This is a genomic window from Kribbella catacumbae DSM 19601, assembly GCF_000372465.1.
Taxonomy (GTDB): Bacteria; Actinomycetota; Actinomycetes; order Propionibacteriales; family Kribbellaceae; genus Kribbella; species Kribbella catacumbae.
In genome coordinates this window covers 121,653-141,215 of record NZ_AQUZ01000003.1, presented here as the reverse complement: position 1 = coordinate 141,215, position 19,563 = coordinate 121,653, and the positions used below count along the sequence as shown (strand labels likewise).

19 protein-coding genes are annotated in these 19,563 nt (G+C 67.2%); 12 read left to right on the top strand and 7 right to left on the bottom strand.

Annotation, left to right across the window (positions count from 1 at the left end):
* Positions 1 to 10: 10 nt before the first annotated feature.
* The 5 genes from A3ES_RS0104635 to A3ES_RS0104615 all read right to left on the bottom strand — a co-directional run bounded on the left by A3ES_RS0104635 (position 11) and on the right by A3ES_RS0104615 (position 4,772).
* The gene (locus A3ES_RS0104635) at positions 11 to 1,048 is read right to left on the bottom strand and encodes an ABC transporter ATP-binding protein (protein ID WP_020385614.1); all 1,038 of its coding nucleotides are present in this window, start codon (positions 1,046 to 1,048) and stop codon (positions 11 to 13) included.
* A gap of 28 nt (positions 1,049 to 1,076) precedes the next feature.
* Positions 1,077 to 2,147, bottom strand: coding sequence for an ABC transporter ATP-binding protein (locus A3ES_RS0104630; protein WP_020385613.1), 1,071 nt, complete (start codon positions 2,145 to 2,147; stop codon positions 1,077 to 1,079).
* Positions 2,148 to 2,163: 16 nt separating this feature from the next.
* Complete coding sequence (locus A3ES_RS0104625) at positions 2,164 to 3,168, bottom strand: ABC transporter permease (RefSeq protein ID WP_020385612.1); 1,005 nt, start codon at positions 3,166 to 3,168, stop codon at positions 2,164 to 2,166.
* Positions 3,169 to 3,171: 3 nt separating this feature from the next.
* Entirely contained in the window at positions 3,172 to 4,218 is a 1,047-nt protein-coding gene (locus tag A3ES_RS0104620) for an ABC transporter permease (protein WP_020385611.1), read from the bottom strand.
* Positions 4,219 to 4,382: 164 nt separating this feature from the next.
* Positions 4,383 to 4,772 (bottom strand): (deoxy)nucleoside triphosphate pyrophosphohydrolase, encoded by a 390-nt coding sequence (locus A3ES_RS0104615; protein ID WP_020385610.1) that lies wholly within the window; start codon positions 4,770 to 4,772, stop codon positions 4,383 to 4,385.
* A 41-nt stretch (positions 4,773 to 4,813) separates the two neighbouring features.
* On the opposite strand from A3ES_RS0104615, the gene A3ES_RS0104610 reads away from it, so the two are divergent.
* From A3ES_RS0104610 to A3ES_RS54945, 10 genes are all read left to right on the top strand, one after another.
* Positions 4,814 to 5,473 (top strand): hypothetical protein, encoded by a 660-nt coding sequence (locus tag A3ES_RS0104610; protein ID WP_020385609.1) that lies wholly within the window; start codon positions 4,814 to 4,816, stop codon positions 5,471 to 5,473.
* Positions 5,474 to 5,580: 107 nt separating this feature from the next.
* Positions 5,581 to 5,874 carry a hypothetical protein gene (locus tag A3ES_RS0104605; RefSeq protein ID WP_020385608.1) on the top strand — a complete coding sequence of 98 codons (294 nt, stop codon included), beginning with the start codon at positions 5,581 to 5,583 and terminating at the stop codon, positions 5,872 to 5,874.
* Positions 5,874 to 6,674 carry a hypothetical protein gene (locus A3ES_RS0104600; RefSeq protein ID WP_020385607.1) on the top strand — a complete coding sequence of 267 codons (801 nt, stop codon included), beginning with the start codon at positions 5,874 to 5,876 and terminating at the stop codon, positions 6,672 to 6,674. Before A3ES_RS0104605 ends, A3ES_RS0104600 begins: the two co-directional genes overlap by 1 nt.
* Positions 6,675 to 6,695: 21 nt before the next feature.
* Entirely contained in the window at positions 6,696 to 8,573 is a 1,878-nt protein-coding gene (locus A3ES_RS0104595) for a fumarate reductase/succinate dehydrogenase flavoprotein subunit (protein ID WP_020385606.1), read from the top strand.
* Entirely contained in the window at positions 8,570 to 9,322 is a 753-nt protein-coding gene (locus A3ES_RS0104590; RefSeq protein ID WP_020385605.1) for a succinate dehydrogenase/fumarate reductase iron-sulfur subunit, read from the top strand. The genes A3ES_RS0104595 and A3ES_RS0104590 overlap by 4 nt, the downstream gene beginning before the upstream one ends.
* 248 nt (positions 9,323 to 9,570) lie before the next feature.
* Positions 9,571 to 11,547: an ABC1 kinase family protein gene (locus tag A3ES_RS0104585; protein WP_020385604.1), complete on the top strand. Its 1,977-nt coding sequence runs from the start codon at positions 9,571 to 9,573 to the stop codon at positions 11,545 to 11,547.
* 39 nt (positions 11,548 to 11,586) lie between these two features.
* Positions 11,587 to 12,978, top strand: a complete 1,392-nt coding sequence (locus A3ES_RS0104580) for an MFS transporter (RefSeq protein WP_020385603.1) — start codon at positions 11,587 to 11,589, stop codon at positions 12,976 to 12,978.
* A 36-nt stretch (positions 12,979 to 13,014) separates the two neighbouring features.
* Positions 13,015 to 13,302: a 4a-hydroxytetrahydrobiopterin dehydratase gene (locus A3ES_RS0104575; protein WP_020385602.1), complete on the top strand. Its 288-nt coding sequence runs from the start codon at positions 13,015 to 13,017 to the stop codon at positions 13,300 to 13,302.
* 506 nt (positions 13,303 to 13,808) lie between these two features.
* Positions 13,809 to 14,873, top strand: coding sequence for a WD40/YVTN/BNR-like repeat-containing protein (locus tag A3ES_RS0104570; RefSeq protein WP_083933192.1), 1,065 nt, complete (start codon positions 13,809 to 13,811; stop codon positions 14,871 to 14,873).
* A 35-nt stretch (positions 14,874 to 14,908) separates the two neighbouring features.
* Entirely contained in the window at positions 14,909 to 15,736 is an 828-nt protein-coding gene (locus tag A3ES_RS54945) for an acyltransferase domain-containing protein (RefSeq protein ID WP_020385600.1), read from the top strand.
* Here the strand turns inward: A3ES_RS54945 and A3ES_RS46245 are convergent.
* The gene (locus tag A3ES_RS46245) at positions 15,721 to 16,626 is read right to left on the bottom strand and encodes a LysR family transcriptional regulator (RefSeq protein WP_020385599.1); all 906 of its coding nucleotides are present in this window, start codon (positions 16,624 to 16,626) and stop codon (positions 15,721 to 15,723) included. The two genes, A3ES_RS54945 and A3ES_RS46245, sit on opposite strands and share 16 nt — an antisense overlap.
* A 116-nt stretch (positions 16,627 to 16,742) precedes the next feature.
* On the opposite strand from A3ES_RS46245, the gene A3ES_RS0104555 reads away from it, so the two are divergent.
* Together A3ES_RS0104555 and A3ES_RS0104550 are read left to right on the top strand one after the other, a co-directional pair.
* Positions 16,743 to 17,189 carry a carboxymuconolactone decarboxylase family protein gene (locus A3ES_RS0104555; protein WP_020385598.1) on the top strand — a complete coding sequence of 149 codons (447 nt, stop codon included), beginning with the start codon at positions 16,743 to 16,745 and terminating at the stop codon, positions 17,187 to 17,189.
* 135 nt (positions 17,190 to 17,324) lie between these two features.
* Entirely contained in the window at positions 17,325 to 18,800 is a 1,476-nt protein-coding gene (locus A3ES_RS0104550) for an MFS transporter (protein WP_020385597.1), read from the top strand.
* A gap of 78 nt (positions 18,801 to 18,878) precedes the next feature.
* On the opposite strand, the gene A3ES_RS0104545 is transcribed toward A3ES_RS0104550, so the two are convergent.
* Positions 18,879 to 19,508, bottom strand: a complete 630-nt coding sequence (locus tag A3ES_RS0104545; RefSeq protein ID WP_020385596.1) for a DedA family protein — start codon at positions 19,506 to 19,508, stop codon at positions 18,879 to 18,881.
* Positions 19,509 to 19,563 lie beyond the last annotated feature (55 nt).

Genomic DNA, 19,563 nt, shown 5'->3' with positions numbered 1-19,563 from the left:
TCCGTAGTTTTCAGATCACATCGCGCTCCTCCGGGAAGTGACAAGCCGCCTGGTGACCCGGTGCACCGATCTGCACCAATGGCGGTTCCTGCTCGGCGCAGATGTCCTGCGCCTTCCAGCATCGGGTCCGGAATCGGCAACCCGACGGCGGATTCAGCGGGCTCGGCACGTCCCCGGTGAGCCGGATTCGCTCACGGTGCGCCAGCGCGTCCGGGTCCGCTTCGGGGACCGCCGACAACAGCGCGTGGGTGTAGGGGTGCCGGGCATGGTTGTACAACTCGTCACGATCCGCCACCTCGACCACCTTGCCGAGGTACATCACGGCGACCCGGTCGGAGATGTGCCGGATCACCGACAGGTCGTGGGCGATGAACAGGTAGGCGAGATTGAACTCGTCCTGCAGGTCCTCCAGCAGGTTCACGATCTGCGCCTGGATGGAGACGTCGAGGGCCGACACCGGCTCGTCGCAGACGATCAGCTTCGGCCGCAGCGCCAGCGCCCGGGCGACCCCGATCCGCTGCCGCTGACCACCGGAGAACTCGTGCGGGTACCGGTTGTAGTGCTCGGGGTTCAGCCCGACGCGTTCCATCAGCGCCTGGACGGCCTTCTTCGTGCCGCCCTCGCTGTCCACCTTCTGGATCTGGAACGGCGCCGCGATGATCGTGCCGATCGTCTGCCGCGGGTTCAGCGACGAGAACGGGTCCTGGAAGATCATCTGGATCTCGCGCCGGAACGGCCGCATCTTCGCGCGGCTCAGATGGGTGAGGTCCTCGCCCTCGAAGGTGATCGAGCCACCCGTCGGCTCGTCCAGCCTGGTCACCAGCCGGCCGGTGGTCGTCTTGCCACAACCGGACTCACCGACCACGCCGAGCGTCTCGCCGGTATGGATGGACAGGTCGATACCGTCGACCGCCTTCACCGCGCCGACCTGCCGCTGGAAAACGATGCCCCGGGTGACCGGGAAGTAGCGCTGCAGTCCCTTGACCTCCAGCAGCGCCTCGCCCTGCCCGGCCCGGATGACCTGCTCAGCCGCCGTCGACGTGCTCACGATCGCTCCTCGTCCTTCGATGCCGGCATCACAGGTTCGGCTTGATCTGCTCGGTGAACAGCTTCTTGCGCTGCCCGGTCTCGATGTGGCACCGGACCCGGTGGTCCTCCGTGCCGATCTGCAGCAGGTCGGGGACCTCACCGGTGCAGGAGTGGCCCTCGACGTGCTGCTGGTAGTCGCAGCGCGGCTGGAACGGGCATCCCTTGGGCAGGTTGATCAGCGACGGCGGAGTACCCCGGATCGACTTGAGCCGGTGGTCGCCGCCACGGTTCACCCGCGGGATCGAACCGAGCAGACCCCAGGTGTAGGGCATCTCCGGCCGGTAGAAGATCTCCCGGACCGGGCCGGCCTCCACCACCCGGCCGCCGTACATGACCACCACGTCCTGCGCCATCTGGGCGACCACGCCCAGGTCGTGGGTGATGATGACGATCGCGGAGTTGAACTCCTTCTGCAGATCCATCATCAGGTCGAGGATCTGCGCCTGCACGGTGACGTCCAGGGCGGTGGTCGGCTCATCCGCGATCAGCAACTGCGGGTCGCACATCAGCGCCATCGCGATCATCGCGCGCTGCCGCATACCACCGGAGAACTGGTGCGGGTAGTCGAAGAACCGCTTGTCCGGCGACGGGATGCCGACCCGGTCGAGCAGGTCGATCGCGCGCTTCCTGGCCACCGACTTCGGTACTTCGTTGTGCACCCGGTACGCCTCGACGAGCTGGTCGCCGACCCGGTAGAAGGGGTGCATCGCCGACAGCGGGTCCTGGAAGATCATCGCCACCTGCTGGCCGCGCAGCCGGCGGATCTCCGGCACGGACATCCCCACCAGCTCGGCGCCGTCCAGCCAGATCTCACCGCCCACCTTGGCCCGGCTGCCCTTGTGCAGACCCATGATGGCCAGGCTCGAGACGCTCTTGCCAGAGCCGGACTCGCCGACGATGCCCAGCGTCTTGCCGCGTTCCAGGGTGAAGCTCAGCCCGTTGACGGCCTTGACCAGGCCGTCGTCGGTCGGGAAGTGCACCTGCAGGTTCTTGAGCTCCAGGAACGGCTTGCCGGTCCCGGCGCTGGTACTCGCTGTGGTTGTCACAGACTCGGTCACTTGTCTCCTCGTCGGGTCAGGACAACCGCACGCGCGGGTCGATGACGGCGTACAGGACGTCGACGACGACGTTCGCGAGGACGATGAAGATCGCCGCGAACAAGACGACGCCCATGATCGCGGGCAGGTCGTTGCCGAGCACCGAATCGATCGCGAACTTGCCCAGGCCGGTGATGCTGAAGATCTGTTCGGTGATCACCGCGCCGCCGAGCAGGCCACCAAGATCCAGGCCGAAGATCGTGACGATCGGCGTCAGCGCGGACCGCAGCCCGTGCTTGAAGATCACGGTGCCCTCACCCAGGCCCTTGGCCCGGGCGGTGCGGATGTAGTCCTCGTTCATCGTGTCGATCATGTTGGCGCGGGTGAGCCTGGTGTAGAGCGCCGCGAAGACCAGCGCCAGCGTGATCCACGGCAGGATGTAGAACTGCAGCCATTTCACTGGGCCGACCTCGAACAGGGCGGCGTTGGCCGTGTCGGGGAACGGTATCCATTTGAGTTTGACGATGAACAGGAACAACAGCAGATAACCGAACACGATGGTCGGGAACGAGACGCCGAACAGCGCCAGGCCGACGCTCAGCTTGTCCAGCGCCTTGCCTTTGCGCAAGGCCGCGAGCAGACCGAGCATCACCCCGAAGAACAGCCAGATCGTGGCGGCGCCGATGGCGAGCCAGAAGGTCGCCGGGAAGGCGTCTGAGATCGAGTCCCAGACCGGGATGCCGTTCTGGTACGACTCACCGAAGCACGGCCACGCGCAGTTGCGCTCGCTGCCCTCGGAACCGATGTCCCGGCCGGTCGGGCTGACCAGGCCCTTCATGTACGTGCCGTACTGGACGATCAGTGGGTCGTCGAACCCGAAGGTGGCGTTGACCGTCGCGATCGTCTCGGTGTTGCAGTTCTTGCCGCAGATCAGCAGGGCGGGGTTCGCCGGCGTGATCCAGAACAGGAAGAACGTGATGGCGCTGATCACCCAGAGGATGACAACCGTCTGCAGCAGCCGGCGGATCAGATAGCGGCCCATGGGTCAACTCCTCCCGGCGCGCGGGTCGAGGGCGTCGCGCACCGAGTCACCGAGCAGGTTGAACGCCAGCACGGTGATGAACAGCGCGATGCCCGGGAAGAACAGGTAGAGCGGGTTGCTCTCGATCCAGTCCGACGCGTCGGCGATCATCCGGCCCCAGGAGGAGGTCGGCTCCTTGATGCCGACACCGAGGAAGGACAACGCGGCCTCCGCGGTGATGTTGCCCGGGATCAGCAGGGTGGTGTAGACGAGCAGCGTCGGGATCAGGTTCGGCAGGATCTGCTTGAAGATCACGTACATCGGACCGGCGCCGAGCGATCTGGCCGCCTCGACGAACTCCCGCTCGCGCAGCGACAGCGTCTGGCCGCGCACGATCCGGGCCAGGTAGGCCCAGCCGAAGAAGCCGAGGACGAACATCAGCACGCCTAATCGGAGTCTGTTGTCGTCGGGTATGCCCAGCAGGTCCTGACCGCGGTCCGCGACCACCGGCGTCAGCGCCATGATGAAGAGCAGCGACGGGAAGCTCAGCATGATGTCCATCAGCCGGCTGAGCAGCGTGTCGACCCAGCCACCGAAGTAGCCGGACACCATCCCGATCACGGTGCCGAGCACGATCGCGATCAGGGTGCCGCCGAGTGCGACCAGCAGCGAGACCCGGGTGCCGTACACCAGCCGGGAGAAGACGTCGCGGCCGTTCTGCGGCTCGACGCCGAGCCAGTGCTCGGTGCTGGTTCCGCTACCCCACAGGCCGCCGATCGGGATGCCGCCATCGCGCGTGTTCAGCAGCGGGTTGCCGTCCGAGTCGAGCTTGTTGAACTGATCCGGCGGGAAGCCGTTGATCTTCACGATCAACGGCGCGAAGATCGCCACCGCGATGATCAGCAGGATGATGACCGCGCTGATCACGGCGATCTTGTCCTTCTTCAGCCGGGCCCAGGCGATCTGGCCGAGGGAACGACCCTCGATCTGCTTGGCCTCCGCGGTCTCGGCCAAACCGTCTGCCGGCAGACCGCCATCGGGAGGCAGGTCCTCCGAAACCCCCAGCGTCATTGCTGTAGCCCTTCCCCTTGAATCGCACCGCGGTCACCCCGACGGTCGAGTTGCCGGGAACCCTACGGATCTCGCAGTGTGGACGCCACTGGGCTGGCGCCGATGTCACGGAATCGTGACGGATTTAGTGCCACGCGCAGTAACGTTTTTAGTGCCACTCGCACTTATGTGCCGTTATCGATTACTTGGCGTAGTACAGACAGGAACGGACGGTCAGCTGGCAACCAATCCAGTTCGGCCAATTCGGCTGCTTCGACCCACCGGATCGCGCTGTGTTCATGCAGGACCGGTTCACCACTCAGCAGCGCCGCGGCGTACACCCGGAGCAGGTAGCGCTCGCCGATCGGCTGGGCCGGACCCAGCGAGGCGCCGGGCTTGATCTCGAGGGCCAGTTCCTCGCGCAGTTCGCGGACCGCGGCCTGCTCGTCGGTCTCCCCCGCCTCGACCTTGCCGCCGGGAAACTCCCAGCCGCCGTCCGGCCCGGGACGAAGAGCGGCCAGCACCCGGCCCGCCCGGATCACGGCCACGCCGACGACGATCTGCGGCTCACTCATGGGCATGCACTGTGTCAGATGTTTGCGGCCATGATGGTCCCGTGCCGCTACAGAACAGAGTGCTGCCGACCCAGGAGATCGTGGCCGAGTCAGGTCGTGGCCTGTTGATGGGCAATCGCGGAACCTTGCACCGCCCCGACCGCACCCTGGGCGCCACCCGCTGGCGGTCGAAGGCCTGGATCTGCTGCGTACTGGAGTGGAAAGGCGTCCAGCGCGACCCGATGCCACCCAGCCGCTGGACCGCACTGTTCTTCTTCGACGAGGCCGTCGCCCTGGCCGCCGGACACCGCCCCTGCGCGTACTGCCGCCGCCGCGACTACCTCCTGTACGCCGGTGCGTGGGCCGCCGCGCGTGGTCTGCCGGAGCGTCCCCGAGCCGCCGCGATGGACGCCCAACTCCATCTCGAACGCGTCGAGCCACGATCCCGGCAGCAACGCACCACCATCGCCGAGCTGGACGAATTGCCTGACGGGGCGATGATCCGATTCGACGGCCGGCCGGCCCTGGTACTCGGCGGCAAGGTGCTCAGCTGGTCGTGGGAGGGATATGACACACCCGCGCGTCCCGCCGGGTTGCGTGACGTCGCAGTGACTGGGGTGGTGGGGCGGGAAAAGTATCAAGTACTGACGCCGCCCGCGAATCTCCTTGTCCTGAAGGCCGGATTCGCCCCTTTACTCCACCCGACGGCCATCGGCAACTGAGGTAAACCTAACTAGAAACACGCCGTACCGAGGGGTCTTCCGTTGTGCGCCTCGCGGGGGCAAAGTGTGCCCATACTTACAGCGACAAAACCATCACTGGAGTCGGTATGGGTGACGGCAACAGCACCGTGGCAGCGGTGCAACGCGCTCTCGAAGCGCTGCATGCCAGCGTCGGCAAACTCAGCCAGGAGTACGGTGACACCCTCGGCGTTCGCCGATTGGTGTCGGACGTGGCCAGGCTGAGCGACGACCTGGCCGAGCTCGGCCCTCCCGACCCTCATCACAAACCCGGACCCGTTCCGGAGGAACTCGAGGAGATCCCCGACGTGGAATACGACGCGTCCATGTGGACCGACGCGGAGCACGAAGGCTTCGGCGCTCCTGACCGGCACGCTCCCTGATGGCGACGGGAACGAGCGCGCCGGGCCGCGCACAGATTGAGGAGAAGACCCTTCGTAGCGACCGCTGGTGGCTGGCGCCACTGCGGATCGGGGTGATCCTGGGCTTCTTCGTCGTCTACGCGACGATCCGGATCTTCATGAACAAGTGGTACTGGGTCGACGACTTCCACTACCTCACCCCGCTGTACTCGCCGTGCATCACCGAGTCCTGCGTTCCGAACTCGAGCCACCTGGGCACCTGGTTCGGCGAGTTCCCGCGGGTGATCCCGTTCAGCATCATCACCTTCGCGGTGCTGGCCGGCTTCCGGGGTACTTGTTACTACTACCGCAAGGCCGGGTACCGCTCGCTGTTCTTCGCGCCGGCGGCCTGCGCGGTACCGGAGCCGCACAAGAAGTACACGGGTGAGCGGAAGTTCCCCCTGGTCGCTCTGAACCTGCACCGCTACTTCTTCTACGGCGCGCTGGTCTTCGGTGTCCTCAACGTGTACGACGGCGTGCTCGCCTTCCACGGCAAGGACGGCGGTTTCGGCATCGGCCTGGGCACCGTGATCATCTGGATCAACCTGGTCTTCCTGTGGCTCTACACGCTGTCGTGCCACGCCTGCCGGCACATCGTCGGCGGAAGGCTGAAGAACTTCTCCAAGCACCCGCTGCGCTACCGGTACTGGACCTTCGTGTCGAAGCTGAACCCCAAGCACGGCACCTTCGCGATGATCTCGCTGTTCACCGTGATCCTGACCGACGCGTACATCATGTCGCTGTCCGCCGGGTGGTTCTCCGATCTGCGCTTCTTCAACTGAGATACGGACGTCTGACTTCTTATGACTGAGCTGGAACGACACCAATACGACGTCGTCGTGATCGGGGCCGGCGGAGCCGGCTTACGGGCGGCGATCGAGGCCCGCGAGCAGGGCAAGCGCACCGCGATCGTGTGCAAGTCGCTGTTCGGCAAGGCGCACACCGTGATGGCCGAGGGCGGCTGCGCGGCGGCGATGGGCAACGCGAACTCCAACGACAACTGGCAGGTCCACTACCGCGACACGATGCGCGGCGGGAAGTTCCTGAACAACTGGCGGATGGCCGAACTGCACGCGCAGGAAGCCCCCGACCGGGTCTGGGAACTGGAGTCCTACGGCGCGCTGTTCGACCGCACGGCGGACGGCAAGATCAGCCAGCGCAACTTCGGCGGCCACTCCTACCCGCGGCTCGCGCACGTCGGCGACCGGACCGGCCTCGAACTGATCCGCACCCTGCAGCAGAAGATCGTCTCGCTGCAGCAGGAGGACTTCGCGGCCACCGGCGACTACGAGGCCAACCTCAAGGTGTACGCCGAGTGCACCGTGACCGAGCTGCTCAAGGACGGCGACGCGATCTCCGGTGCCTTCGGGTACTGGCGCGAGTCCGGCCGGTTCATCCTGTTCGACGCGCCCGCGGTCATCCTGGCCACCGGCGGCGTCGGCAAGTCGTTCAAGGTCACCTCGAACTCGTGGGAGTACACCGGTGACGGTCACGCCCTCGCGATGCGGGCCGGCGCGACGCTGATCAACATGGAGTTCATCCAGTTCCACCCGACCGGCATGGTCTGGCCGCCGTCGGTGAAGGGCATCCTGGTCACCGAGTCGGTCCGCGGTGACGGCGGGGTCCTGAAGAACTCCGAGGGCAAGCGGTTCATGTTCGAGTACGTGCCGGACGTGTTCCGGGCGCAGTACGCGGAGACCGAGGAAGAGGCCGACCGCTGGTACAAGGATGCCGACAACAACCGGCGTCCCCCGGAACTGCTGCCGCGCGACGAGGTCGCCCGGGCGATCAACTCCGAGGTCAAGGCCGGCCGCGGTACGCCGCACGGCGGGGTCTTCCTGGATGTCTCGTCGCGACTCCCGGCCGAGGAGATCAAGCGCCGGCTGCCGTCGATGCACCACCAGTTCAAGGAGCTCGCGGACGTCGACATCACCGCCGAGCCGATGGAGGTCGGCCCGACCTGCCATTACGTGATGGGTGGCGTCGAGGTCGATCCCGACACCGCGTCGTCCGTAGTACCGGGTCTGTTCGCGGCCGGTGAGGTCGCCGGCGGAATGCACGGGTCGAACCGGCTGGGCGGCAACTCGCTGTCCGACCTGCTCGTCTTCGGGCGCCGGGCCGGCAGCGGCGCGGCCATGTACGTCGACTCGCTCGGCGCGGACCGGCCGAAGATCGCCGAGGACGACATCGACACGGCGGCGGCCGAGGCGCTGGCGCCGTTCGAGCTCGAGGGCGGGGAGAACCCGTACACGATCCACCAGGAACTGCAGCAGTCGATGAACGACCTGGTCGGCATCATCCGCAAGGCCGAGGAGATGGAGCAGGCGCTGGCGCGGCTGGCCGAGTTCCGTGGCCGGATCGCGAAGATGACGGTCGAGGGGCACCGGCAGTTCAACCCGGGCTGGCACCTCGCGCTCGACCTGCGCAACATGCTGACGGTGTCGGAGTGTGTCGCGAAGGCGGCGCTGGAGCGCGAGGAGTCGCGCGGCGGTCACACCCGCGACGACTTCCCGGGCATGAACGCCGAGTGGCGCAAGCTGCTGCTGGTCTGCGGCCTGAACTCCGACGGCAGCGTGAACGTGTCCCGCAAGGACCAGCTCCCGATGCGCGAGGACCTGCTGGAACTGTTCGAGCTGGACGAGCTGAAGAAGTACCTGACCGAGGAGGAACTGCCGGCATGACTTATAAAGGCAAGTTCCGGGTCTGGCGTGGTGACGCCGAGGGCGGCGACCTGCAGGACTTCGAGGTCGAGGTCAACGAGGGTGAGGTCGTGCTCGACGTCATCCACCGGCTGCAGGCGACCCAGACACCGGATCTGGCGGTCCGCTGGAACTGCAAGGCCGGCAAGTGCGGCTCCTGCAGTGCCGAGATCAACGGCATGCCGAAGCTGATGTGCATGTGCCGGATGAACACGTTCGAAGAGGACGAGGTCGTCACGGTCACGCCGATGCGCACCTTCCCGGTGATCCGCGACCTGGTCACGGACGTGTCGTTCAACTACCAGAAGGCCCGCGAGATCCCCTCGTTCACGCCGCCGGACGACCTGAAGCCGGGCGAGTACCGGATGCAGCAGGTCGATGTGGAGCGCTCGCAGGAGTTCCGCAAGTGCATCGAGTGCTTCCTGTGCCAGGACACCTGCCACGTGATCCGCGACCACGAGGAGAACAAGGAGTCCTTCTCGGGCCCGCGGTTCCTGATGCGGATCGCCGAGCTGGACATGCACCCGCTCGACGCCGCCGACCGGCAGCACCAGGCGCAGGACCAGCACGGCCTCGGCTTCTGCAACATCACCAAGTGCTGCACCGAGGTCTGCCCCGAGCACATCAAGATCACCGACAACGCCCTCATCCCGATGAAGGAACGAGTCGCCGACCGCAAGTACGACCCGATCGTCTGGCTGGGCAACAAGATCCGCCGCCGCCCCGCCTGACCACCACCCCCGAAGGCCGCCCCAGCACCAGCTGCGGGCGGCCTTCGCGCGTGGGGCCCCGGACCGCCACCACTCACAAACCTCGCCTGGCAACTCCTGGCCATCCCGCGCCAGGCGTGCGTGGGTGGGCTTTGGGCTGCGTAGAGGAGGTTTGTGAGTGGTGGCGGTCCGGGGGGTGCTGGTGGAGGGAGGTGGGTCACCCGTGTGGGTGAGGTGGGTGGAGCCGGTGAGCGCCTAGGGTTCCGGGCATGGATGTGGTCGTGGTCGGTCTGGTCAACATCGGTGTGTTCATGGTGGTGTTCGTGCCGGTGGCGCAGCGGTTGCTGGGGGTGCGGTTCGGGCTCGGGCGGTTGGCAGTGGGGGCCGGGCTGACGCTGGCGGTGTTCGGGCCGTTGATGAATGCGCTGGCCGGGCCGCCGCCGTGGACTGGGTCCAACGGGGCCGCGATCGCGTTTCTCGGGTTGACCGCGCTCTGCTCGATGCTTGCCGGGCTCATCTTCCTGGTGCTCGGCGAGGCGCTGGTGCCGACCGGGTCGTTGCCCAGGGCCCGTGATCTGCGACGGGACCTGAGCGGCCGGATCGCGCGCACCCGGCGATACCTGCAGATCCTCCGGATCGCCATCAAGCACGGCCTCGGCCCGTACCTGCGCGGCCGCCGCCGTCCCGCGCACGAGAACGCGGCCGGTCAGGCCGACCTCGCCCGATCGCTGAGGCTCGCGCTGGACGAGGCCGGGGTCACCTTCGTCAAGCTGGGCCAGGTGCTGTCGACCCGCAGCGACGTGATCCCGGCGTCGGTCGCGCTGGAGCTCAGCCGGCTGCAGGATCAGGTCTCCCCCGCGCCCTGGGACCAGATCGAGGTCGTGCTCACCGAGGAGCTCGGCGCGCCGCCGCGACAGGTGTTCGCCGACTTCACCACCGAGCCACTCGCCGCGGCTTCCGTGGCTCAGGTGTACTCCGCCCGGCTGGACGACGTACCGGTCGTGGTGAAGGTGCAGCGCCCGGGCATCGCGAGTGTCGTCGAGCGCGATCTGGATATCGTCCAGCGGCTCGCCCGGCTGCTCGAGCGGAACACCGACTGGGGCCGGTCGATGGGCGTGCGCTCGCTCGCGGCCGGGTTCGCCGACGCGATGCGCGAGGAGCTCGACTTCACCGTCGAGGCCGGCAACATGGCCAGCGTCGCGGCCGGCAAGTCCGTGGCGGACAACCGCGACGTCGTCGTACCGGAGTTGTATCCGCGGTACTCCACCCGCCGCGTGCTCACCATGCAGCACCTCGACGGGATCGGGCTCGGCGGCGCGGCGCCGTCGATCGCGGAGCGCGGTCTGGATGCCGGCCGGCTGGCGAAGGTGCTCTTCGAGTGCCTGCTCGGCCAGGTGGCGATCGACGGCGTGTTCCACGCGGATCCGCACCCTGGCAACTTCCTGCTGCTGACCGACGGCCGGATCGGCATGCTCGACCTCGGCTCGGTCGGGCGACTCGCCCCGTCCACTCGCGAGGCGCTGCAGCGCTTCCTGCTCGCCGTCGACCACGGCGATCCGGTGGCCGCGACCGACGCCCTGCTGGAGATCGTCTACCGGCCGGATGTGATCGACGAGCAGAGCCTGGAGCGGGCGGTCGGCCAGTTCATGGCGCGCCATCTGGGCGCCGGCGCCCAGCTCGGACCGGCGATGTTCAACGACCTGTTCAAGATCATCACCTCGCACGAGCTGGGTGTGCCGCCCGAGGTGGCCGCGGTGTTCCGGGCCCTGGCCACCGTCGAAGGGACGATCGCGCGGATCTTCCCCGGCTTCGACCTCGTCGCCGCGTCACGCCGGTTCGCCGCCGCGCACGTCACCGACCGGCTGGCTCCCGACGCCCTCCGCCGTACTGCGACCGAAGAGCTCGCCACCTTGCTGCCGATGCTCCGGCGACTCCCGCGCCGGATCGACCGGATCGCGGCCGCGGCGGAGAGCGGGCGACTCGGGCTCAACGTCCGGCTGTTCGCCGACGAACGCGACCGCCGGCACATGACCAACCTGCTGCACCAAGCCCTGCTGGCCATCCTCGGCGCGACAGCGGGCCTGATGGCGGTGCTACTACTCGGCACTCCGGGCGGCCCACAGATCACCGCGTCGATCAGCCTCTACCAATTCTTCGCCTACAACCTGCTGGTAATCTGCGCCGTCCTCGTACTGCGGGTCCTCGTCCTCGTGTTCCGGCTACCCGACAGCCGATCGCGAGTGTGAATTGACTTCAAGTTCGATTGAAGTTTGAGGATGGCCCGCATGTCATCGACTGAGACTTCTTCCCCGCCGCGGTTGTTCAGCGGACCGCAACTGCCGCTCGTGCTCGGGGTCATCGCGTTGGTGACGCTGGCCGCGTTCGAGAATCGGGCGGTCGGGACCTCGTTGCCGACGATGGTCCGGGAGTTCGACGCACTGGGCGCCTTCGGGCTCGCCAACGCGGCACCCAACGCGAGTTTCCTGGTGTCGCTGGCGATCGCGGGCCTGTGGACAGACCGTCGCGGTCCGATCCCCGCATTGCGCGCCGGTGCGATCGCGTTCGGGCTTGCCCAACTGCTCGTCGGCACGGCGACCGGGATGCCGATGGTGATTGCCGGGCGACTGCTGAGTGGGCTGGCCGAAGGGCTGCTCGACGTCGCCTTGATGGTTCTCATCGCCAGAGCACTGCCCGCCGTACTGCGCCCGCGGATGTTCTCGTTGTTCGCCGCGATGTGGATCCTCCCGTCGGTCGCCGGCCCGTTGCTGACCGGGCTCGTGACCGAGCAGGCCGGCTGGCGATGGGTCTTCCTCGGCGCGCTCTTCCTCCTCCCGCCGAGCTGGCTCCTCCTCCAGCCCGCGATGCGGAACTCCTCGCGGACGCCCGCACCGGAGCGGAGTACAGAGGACGCGGCGGAGTTGGCTGCCTGGCGGGCGGCCCTGCCCTGGGCGTTCGCGGCATCCGTCGCGCTGTTCTCGATGACGCTGGCCGGCGACCACCTCGAAGCCCATCGCGTGGTCGCCGGGCTGACGATTGTGGTGAGCGTGGTTGTGCTCGGCACGGCCGCAGTACGGGTGATGCCGCAAGGCACCTTCGTCCTGCGACGCGGCTTCCCGGCGCTGGTCGTAGTACGCGGCTTGACCGGCGCTGCCTTCGCGGGCACTGGCGCCTACCTCCCGCTGCTCCTCACCCTGCAACACGATTTCAGCCCGTCGCGGGCCGGCATCACGCTCTCGATCACCGGAGTCAGCTGGGCCTTCGGCTCCTGGCTGCAGGGACGCGAGCACGGCATCCAGCGAGTGACCGTACTGCGAACCGGCCTGACGCTGATGGTCGCGGGACTGGCCGGCACCTCCCTGCTCGCGTGGACCAGCGACATCATCTGGCTCGGCCTGATCGGCTGGACGATCGCCGGCATCGGCATGGGCCTCAGCTCGTCAAGCCTCTCGGTGCTCACCCTCGGGCTGTCCGATGACAGCAACTCCGGCCGCAACGTCAGCGCTGCCCAGATGGCAAGCACGATGAGCATCTCCACCGCCCTCGCCGTCAGCGGCACCCTACTCGCCATCAACGCCGCGGACCCGGACGCCTGGGTCTTCGGCGCCATCATCACCGCCAGCGCGGCCGTCGCCCTCGCCAGCCTTCTCACCGCCGGCCGGATAACAGTTACCCGCTGAGCAATTGGGGCTGCCGGTTAGCACTAGAGTGTGGCCATGGCTGAGCTGCTGACCGATGACCAGATCGATGCCGCGTTGCGTGACCACCTGCCGGAGTGGAAGGTCGTCGACAACGCGCTGGTGCGCAGCGTGGAGAAGTCGACGTTCATGGACGGCATCCGGCTGGTCGCCACGGTCGCGCAGCTGGCCGAGTCGATGAACCACCACCCGGACATCGACATCCGCTACCGCACGATCACCTTCAAGGTCACCAACCACGAGGCCGGCGGCCTCACCGACGACGACCTCGTCCTGGCCCGCCACATCGACACCGCCGCCGGTTAGCCCCAAAGCCAGTTGGTCGAGCGCTTCGGGAAGGTACTTCGCCGCGGCCGAACCGCAGTCAGGGCACGGCTGGGCACTCGACCATGCGGCCGCCGTGGCGAGGGCGCGGACGCCTGTGCACGCACGTTCCAGCCCCGATCCCAGGACACGCCGAGGGAAGCGTTTGCTGACCGGACCTGGGTATGCACGGACGTCCGGCCCCCTCCCGGCGTTGTGCCCAGGGGCTCCGTCGTCGACCTTTCGTGCCAGGTAGCCTCGTCGCCGACCTTTCGGCCGTCAGCCGAACCCACTAGTGGTGGGCTCGGACCCCCAACGGTGACCTTGAACAAGGTGTGCCCTGTCCGAGGTCACCAGAAGGTGTTCAAGCCCACCAGTGGTGGGCTCGCTCACCTGGCCGACGAAGGTATCCGGGCACAGTCGCAACGATATGGCTGGTATACGTCATGGCGTGGGTCGGACACGGTGAGTGCTGGCGACGCGGGGCGGCAGCCCTTTACATCTGAGGGATGACCTCACTTCGTCTGGGTGCCGGTGTTGTGCTGCTGACTTCTCTTCTCGCGTTGCCCGCCGCGGCGTCGAGTGATCCGGGCTGGTTCTGGAATCCACCGCAGTGCGACACCGTGTACGGCGACGGCTCGGTCACCATCACCAGGTCCGACGGTGCCGAACTCGCGCCTACCAAGGAGAAACTGCGGCCGGTCACCTACGCCAAGGTCGCCGCCCTGCAGGAGCCGAACGTGCTGGTCGCGATCGGCCGGCAGTCGATCCAGCGGTCCAGCGATGCTGGTTGCAGCTGGCAACAGCTCGACAAGTCACCGGACGACCTGGCCACGTACGACGTCGCGCCGGGCCCGGCCGATACGGCGTACGTCTACAGCGTGAACGACCAGCCGATCCATCGCGTGAAGGGCAACCTGGTCAGCACGGTCGCCGGCCCGATCGACGGCGGTGGGTTGTCCGCCTTCGCGGCGCTGCCCGGGCGGCTGCGGGTGGTGGCCGGCGACGGCCAGCTCTACGACTCCACTGACGACGGGATGAGCTGGCAACGGATCGGCGTACCGGCTGCTCGGGAGTTGTTTGTCTACAACGCGGTGATCGATCCCCGCGATCCCGGCCATGTCGTGATCGGCACCATGTCCGAGGGCGTCTACGTCACCTTCGACGCCGGCCGGACCTGGCGGCACTCCGATCCGGTCACCCGGGTGAACGCGTTCAGCCTCGCGATCTCGCCCGCGGACCCGTCGATCGTCTGGATGCAGGGCTACGACCCCGTCACGGCCCGGCACATCTGGTTGTCGAAGGACGGCGGGATGAAGTTCGAGCCCGTCCTCGACGGCTCCCGCGCGACGCTCTACAACGGCAACGAGATGTGGGCCAGCCCGGTGGACCCCGATCTGCTCTATTTCTCCTACGGAACGTCATTCGCCAACTACGGAGCCGATCTGTACCGCTTCCGCCCGTCCACCGGCGAGCTGACCAAGCAGCACAACGACCACGACGGCATCCCGTCCCTCGCCTTCAACCCGGCCGATCCGTCCATCCTGTACCTCGGGCTTGCCGAAGAACGCTGAGGACTTGTAACTATCCAACGACTACGGTTGAGCTCGTGACCACTGTTGACGAATACCGACTGCTGGGTTTCACCGACGCCGATCGGGAGGCCGCGGAGAAGTTCGAGGCCGATCCGGCTGCCGTCGAGGAGCTGGCCGGGCAGTTGCGGGCCGCGCTCGGCAGCTTCCCTGGGGAGGACGACGGCCTCAAGATGCCTGACGACTCGCGGGTCAGCGTCGCGGCCTTCCTGCGGACGCTGCCGGACATCAGGCGGTACCACCAGGAGCGCGGGATCAGCGACGAGATCAGCTGGGCGACGCTGGCCGATCTCGGCCGGCAACTGGACGTACATCGCCGGACCTTCGGCGAGTACGGGCTGGCCACGCACTGGTGGATGTCGATCCACTGGACCGGCGTGATCTACGCGCTCGGCCGGCTGCAGTTCCTGCTGCACCAGGTGCCGGAGAAGAATCCCGTACCAGGCACCGAGCCGGGCGAATGGGTGATCGGCGTCCACATCCCGGAGGCGGGTCCGCTGACTCCCGAGTCGATCGACGACAGCTTCGCCCGGGCCCGCGAGTTCTTCGCCCGCATTTTCCCGGAGTACCCGGTGAAGACCGCGACCCTCGGCTCCTGGCTGCTCGACCCGTACCTGCTGGACAACCTCCCGCCGGAGTCGAACATGGTCCGCTTCGGCCGCCGCTTCACCCCGTACGGCGAACCGCGCGACTCCCAGGACAGCGCCATCTTCTTCACCTTCCGCAGCCATGACCTCGACAACCTGGACAAGTTCCCCCAGGACACGAAGCTGCAGCGCCTCATCGTCGACCGGATCAAGGCCGGCGGCACCTGGCAAAACGCCTACGGCTACCTAAGGCTCTGACCGTGGATGGCCGTGGACACCTTCATCGCCACCCGGATGAAGGCCAGGCCCTTAGCGGACGTTCCGGCCTCTCGCCACAGTAGTCCGTACTCGAGGGGCGGACGGTCCTCGAAGGGGATGTAGACCAGGTTCGGTCGAGGGTAGTAGCGCGCCCCCTGGGCCGCGGCGACGGTGACGCCCTCGCCAGCGGCGACGAGTGCGAGCAGCTCCTGCCAGTAGCTGGCAATGGTCGAGCGACGGATGGGCCTGCCGCTCGGGGTGTGCTCTGGGACGAGCCAGTCCGAGAAGAAGCCGTCCATGCCGTCGACGATCAGCGCGGTGTCGTCGGCGAGGTCTTCCAGCGAGACCGTCGTACGGCCGGCCAGGCGGTGGCCGCTCGACACCGCGAGCACGAGCGGGTCGCGCAGGAGTACCGGCCCCACGGTCAGATCGGGCTCGTCCACAGGCAGTTCGGTGAGCTGGATGTCGAGTTCGCCCCGGCGCAGCTGCCCGAAGCGGTCCGACAGGTGCACCTCGCGGATCTGCACCTCGCACTGGGGATGCTCGCCGCGGAACGTGTCGACGATGGTCATCACCAGTTCGCTGGCCAGTGGGCTCGAGAACCCCACACGCAGTACGCCGCCTGTGCCGCGAACCGTGTCGGCGGCCTTGGCCAGGGCTTCGAGAATGCCGTGGTAATGCGGGCCGAGGTCGTCGAGCAACTGGCGGCCGAGCGGGGTCAGCGACACCCGGCGGCTGGTGCGCTCGAACAGCGGACCGCCGACGCGTCGCTCCAGCACCTTGGTCATCTGGCTCACCCGAGCGCGTGACACATGCAACCGTTCTGCCGCACGGCCGAAATGCAGCTCGTCGGCCAGCGCCAGGAACGTCTCCAGCTCCTGCCAGTTCATCGGCACCTCCCTTCGGTAAGCGCACCTTACCGAAGGGTAAGAACGTCGCCATTGTTCGTGGTCAGCTGTCCGATTCACACTGTTCTGCGGGCGAACGACGAACGAGAGGGTAGACGATGATCAGGCAGCGGATCGACCTGGCGGCCGTGTCGCCACGCGCCGTCAGCCTGATGTCCGAGCTGGAGGACGTCCTCCGGCGGGAAAGCGTGACCGACGACCGGTTGCGAGAACTGGCGCGGATCCGGGTGGCTCAGCTCAACGGTTGCGCGTACTTCCTGGCCCAGCGCTCCAGGGAGGCGCTGCACCTGAGTGAGAAGCAGGAGCGGCTCAACGAGCTGGCGGGCTGGCGCGACTCGCGGCGGTTCACCGAGTCGGAGCGGGCAGCCCTGGCACTCACCGAGGTGATGACCAGGCTCGGGCCAGAGGGCGTACCCGACGATGTGTACGGCCAGGCGGAGAACCTGCTCGGCCCCTACAACCTCGCGAACCTGATCATGGCGGTCTCCGTCGCGAACGCGCTGGACCGCATGTGTCTGACCGCGAGATTGGCCCCTCCGCACTAAAGGACAGCTCACCCAGGCGAAACGCCGCCGCGCCATCCAAGCAAAGGCTGCCGAGGGGCAGCTTCGCGCTGCCCTGAAGCACGGCTGGGTGCCGGAAAACCCACGAAATCTCCAAGAAAGGCAACAAGAACTCCCATGTATCAAGAACGCACCAAGAAACGAAGAAGTCAGGAACCGGTCCCCGACCGACACAGATGGCTGGCGCTCACCCTGCTGGTGGCGTCGTTCTTCATGGTCATCGTCGACTCACAGATCGTCATGCTGGCGCTGCCCTCGATCGAACAGGAGCTCGACTTCGGCCCCGGCGGCGTCCAGTGGGTGATGAGCGCCTACCTGCTGAGCTTCGGCGGACTGCTGATGTTCGGCGGGCGCACCGCGGACCTGCTCGGCGGGCGCAGGATGTTCCTGCTCGGCACCGCCCTGTTCGGTGTCGCCTCGGTGCTCTGCGGCCTGGCCTGGACCGACGAGGTGCTGATCACGGCCCGTGTCATCCAGGGCCTGGCCGCCGCCGTCATGACGCCGACCGCCATGGCCGTGCTCATGCACACCTTCGCCGAGGGTCCCGAGCGCAACAAGGCGCTGGGCATCTGGACCGGTATCGGCGCGTTCGGTGCCACCGCGGCGCTGCTCATTGGTGGTCCGATCACCGATGGTCTGGGCTGGGAATGGATCTTCTACATCAACGTCCCGGTGGTCGCCGCGGTGCTGATCTTCGGCCCGCGTCTGCTGAAGGAGACGCCGGTCCGTCCAGGTCGCCGTCGCTTCGACCCGGCCGGCGCCGTGACCATCACGGCCGCGATCGCACTGCTGGTATACGCGGTCTCCGAGGCCCCGCTCGTCGGCTGGAGCAGCGGTCAGACGATCTGGATGCTGGTCGCCGCCGCGGTACTGCTCGTCGTCTTCACCGTCATCGAGTCCAAGTCGCAGGCCCCGCTGGTCCCGCTGCGGATCTTCCGCTCACCCACCGTGGTCGGCGGCAACATCCTGATGATCATCGTCGCGATGGCCGTGTACGGCGGAGCGCTCATCACCTCGCTCTACGCCCAGCAGGTCCTCGGCTACAGCGCCGTCAAGTTCGGACTCAGCACCGCGGTCTACGCCGTCATGTCGATCATCGGCGCGAACGTCAGCGCCCGGCTGGTCGCCAAGATCGGCTACAAGCCGATCGCGATCGTCGGCATGGCGCTCCTGTCCGGTGGTCTGCTGCTGCTGACCCAGATCGACCCGAACGGCGGATACTGGAGCGACCTGTTCTTCGGCCTGGTCATCTTCGGCTCCGGCATCGGCAGCACCAACGTCGCGGCCTCCATCGCATCGCTGACCGGCGCGAAACCCGAGGAGTCCGGGCTCGTCTCGGGCATCAACAACGCGGTCTTCCAGATCGGGGCCGCACTCGGCATCGCGATCGCCTCGTCGGTCGCCTTCGCGTACACGACAGGAACGAGCGCCGAGGGGCTGAACGACGGGTTCCAGGCCGGGTTCCTGGCCACCGCGATCTTCGCTCTGGTCGGCCTCGCCACCGCGCTGCTCCTGCTACTGAACCGCAACTCCGGCCAGCCCGAGCCGACTGGCGACACGGAGCCAACAAAGCTCATGACGGCCGGCCACTGACGACCGGACCGGAAGGTGACGGGGTCCCGTCCGATCTCACGTGTTCGGACGGGATCTCGACTCTTTCACGGGTGATCGCTATCCGGCTGCGACCTTGGCCGCTCGGCGCCGGACCGCGATCCGGCGGGACGTCTCGATCACGAGACCGATGGTGAAGGCCAGGCTCAGGCTGAAGGCCAGCGCCTTGAGCGAGTCGTGCGCGAACGCGTCGCCGCCCAGATAGCCCAGCAGCGCGACATAGGTGTAAGCGACCGTGACGCCGGCGGCGGTGAACAAGATGAACTTGCGGAACGAGTACGCCGTCGCGCCCGCGGTCAGCGTCGCGACCATCCGCGCGCCCGGGATGTAGCGGACCGTCATCAGAATCAGCCCGCCGCGCGAATGCAGCGCGTGCGAGACCTTCTCGAACATTCGCTGCCGGGCGTCCCGGCGGCGCATCCAGCGATGCAGTGCCGGACCGGATCCGCGGCCGAGCAGGTAGCAGACGGACTCGCCGATGATGGAGCCGGTCATCGCGGCCACGATCACCAGCAGCAGGTTCTGGTGGCCGGCCGCGGCCGCCATCCCCGCGGTGACGACCAGGCCCTCACTCGGAATGACCGGGAAGACGGCGTCGATCGTGGCAGCCAGGAAGAGCACCAGGATCAGCCACTGGGAAGCCATGGCGATCCCGAGGATATGCCGTGCGGCTTCCATCAACTCGTTCATCGCAGCCCAGCATGCCATCGGGTGTCAAGGCGAACCGAATCGGCGAACGGCGCTC

Excerpts from the sequence above, each read along its gene's own strand:
- A3ES_RS0104625 (WP_020385612.1), bottom strand. The coding sequence starts at position 3,168 with ATGGGCCGCTATCTGATCCGCCGGCTGCTGCAGACGGTTGTCATCCTC.
- A3ES_RS0104620 (WP_020385611.1), bottom strand. The coding sequence starts at position 4,218 with ATGACGCTGGGGGTTTCGGAGGACCTGCCTCCCGATGGCGGTCTGCCG.
- A3ES_RS0104615 (WP_020385610.1), bottom strand. The coding sequence starts at position 4,772 with ATGAGTGAGCCGCAGATCGTCGTCGGCGTGGCCGTGATCCGGGCGGGC.
- A3ES_RS0104605 (WP_020385608.1), top strand. The coding sequence starts at position 5,581 with ATGGGTGACGGCAACAGCACCGTGGCAGCGGTGCAACGCGCTCTCGAA.
- A3ES_RS0104600 (WP_020385607.1), top strand. The coding sequence starts at position 5,874 with ATGGCGACGGGAACGAGCGCGCCGGGCCGCGCACAGATTGAGGAGAAG.
- A3ES_RS0104595 (WP_020385606.1), top strand. The coding sequence starts at position 6,696 with ATGACTGAGCTGGAACGACACCAATACGACGTCGTCGTGATCGGGGCC.
- A3ES_RS0104590 (WP_020385605.1), top strand. The coding sequence starts at position 8,570 with ATGACTTATAAAGGCAAGTTCCGGGTCTGGCGTGGTGACGCCGAGGGC.
- A3ES_RS0104585 (WP_020385604.1), top strand. The coding sequence starts at position 9,571 with ATGGATGTGGTCGTGGTCGGTCTGGTCAACATCGGTGTGTTCATGGTG.
- A3ES_RS0104580 (WP_020385603.1), top strand. The coding sequence starts at position 11,587 with ATGTCATCGACTGAGACTTCTTCCCCGCCGCGGTTGTTCAGCGGACCG.
- A3ES_RS0104575 (WP_020385602.1), top strand. The coding sequence starts at position 13,015 with ATGGCTGAGCTGCTGACCGATGACCAGATCGATGCCGCGTTGCGTGAC.
- A3ES_RS0104570 (WP_083933192.1), top strand. The coding sequence starts at position 13,809 with ATGACCTCACTTCGTCTGGGTGCCGGTGTTGTGCTGCTGACTTCTCTT.
- A3ES_RS46245 (WP_020385599.1), bottom strand. The coding sequence starts at position 16,626 with ATGAACTGGCAGGAGCTGGAGACGTTCCTGGCGCTGGCCGACGAGCTG.
- A3ES_RS0104555 (WP_020385598.1), top strand. The coding sequence starts at position 16,743 with ATGATCAGGCAGCGGATCGACCTGGCGGCCGTGTCGCCACGCGCCGTC.
- A3ES_RS0104550 (WP_020385597.1), top strand. The coding sequence starts at position 17,325 with ATGTATCAAGAACGCACCAAGAAACGAAGAAGTCAGGAACCGGTCCCC.
- A3ES_RS0104545 (WP_020385596.1), bottom strand. The coding sequence starts at position 19,508 with ATGAACGAGTTGATGGAAGCCGCACGGCATATCCTCGGGATCGCCATG.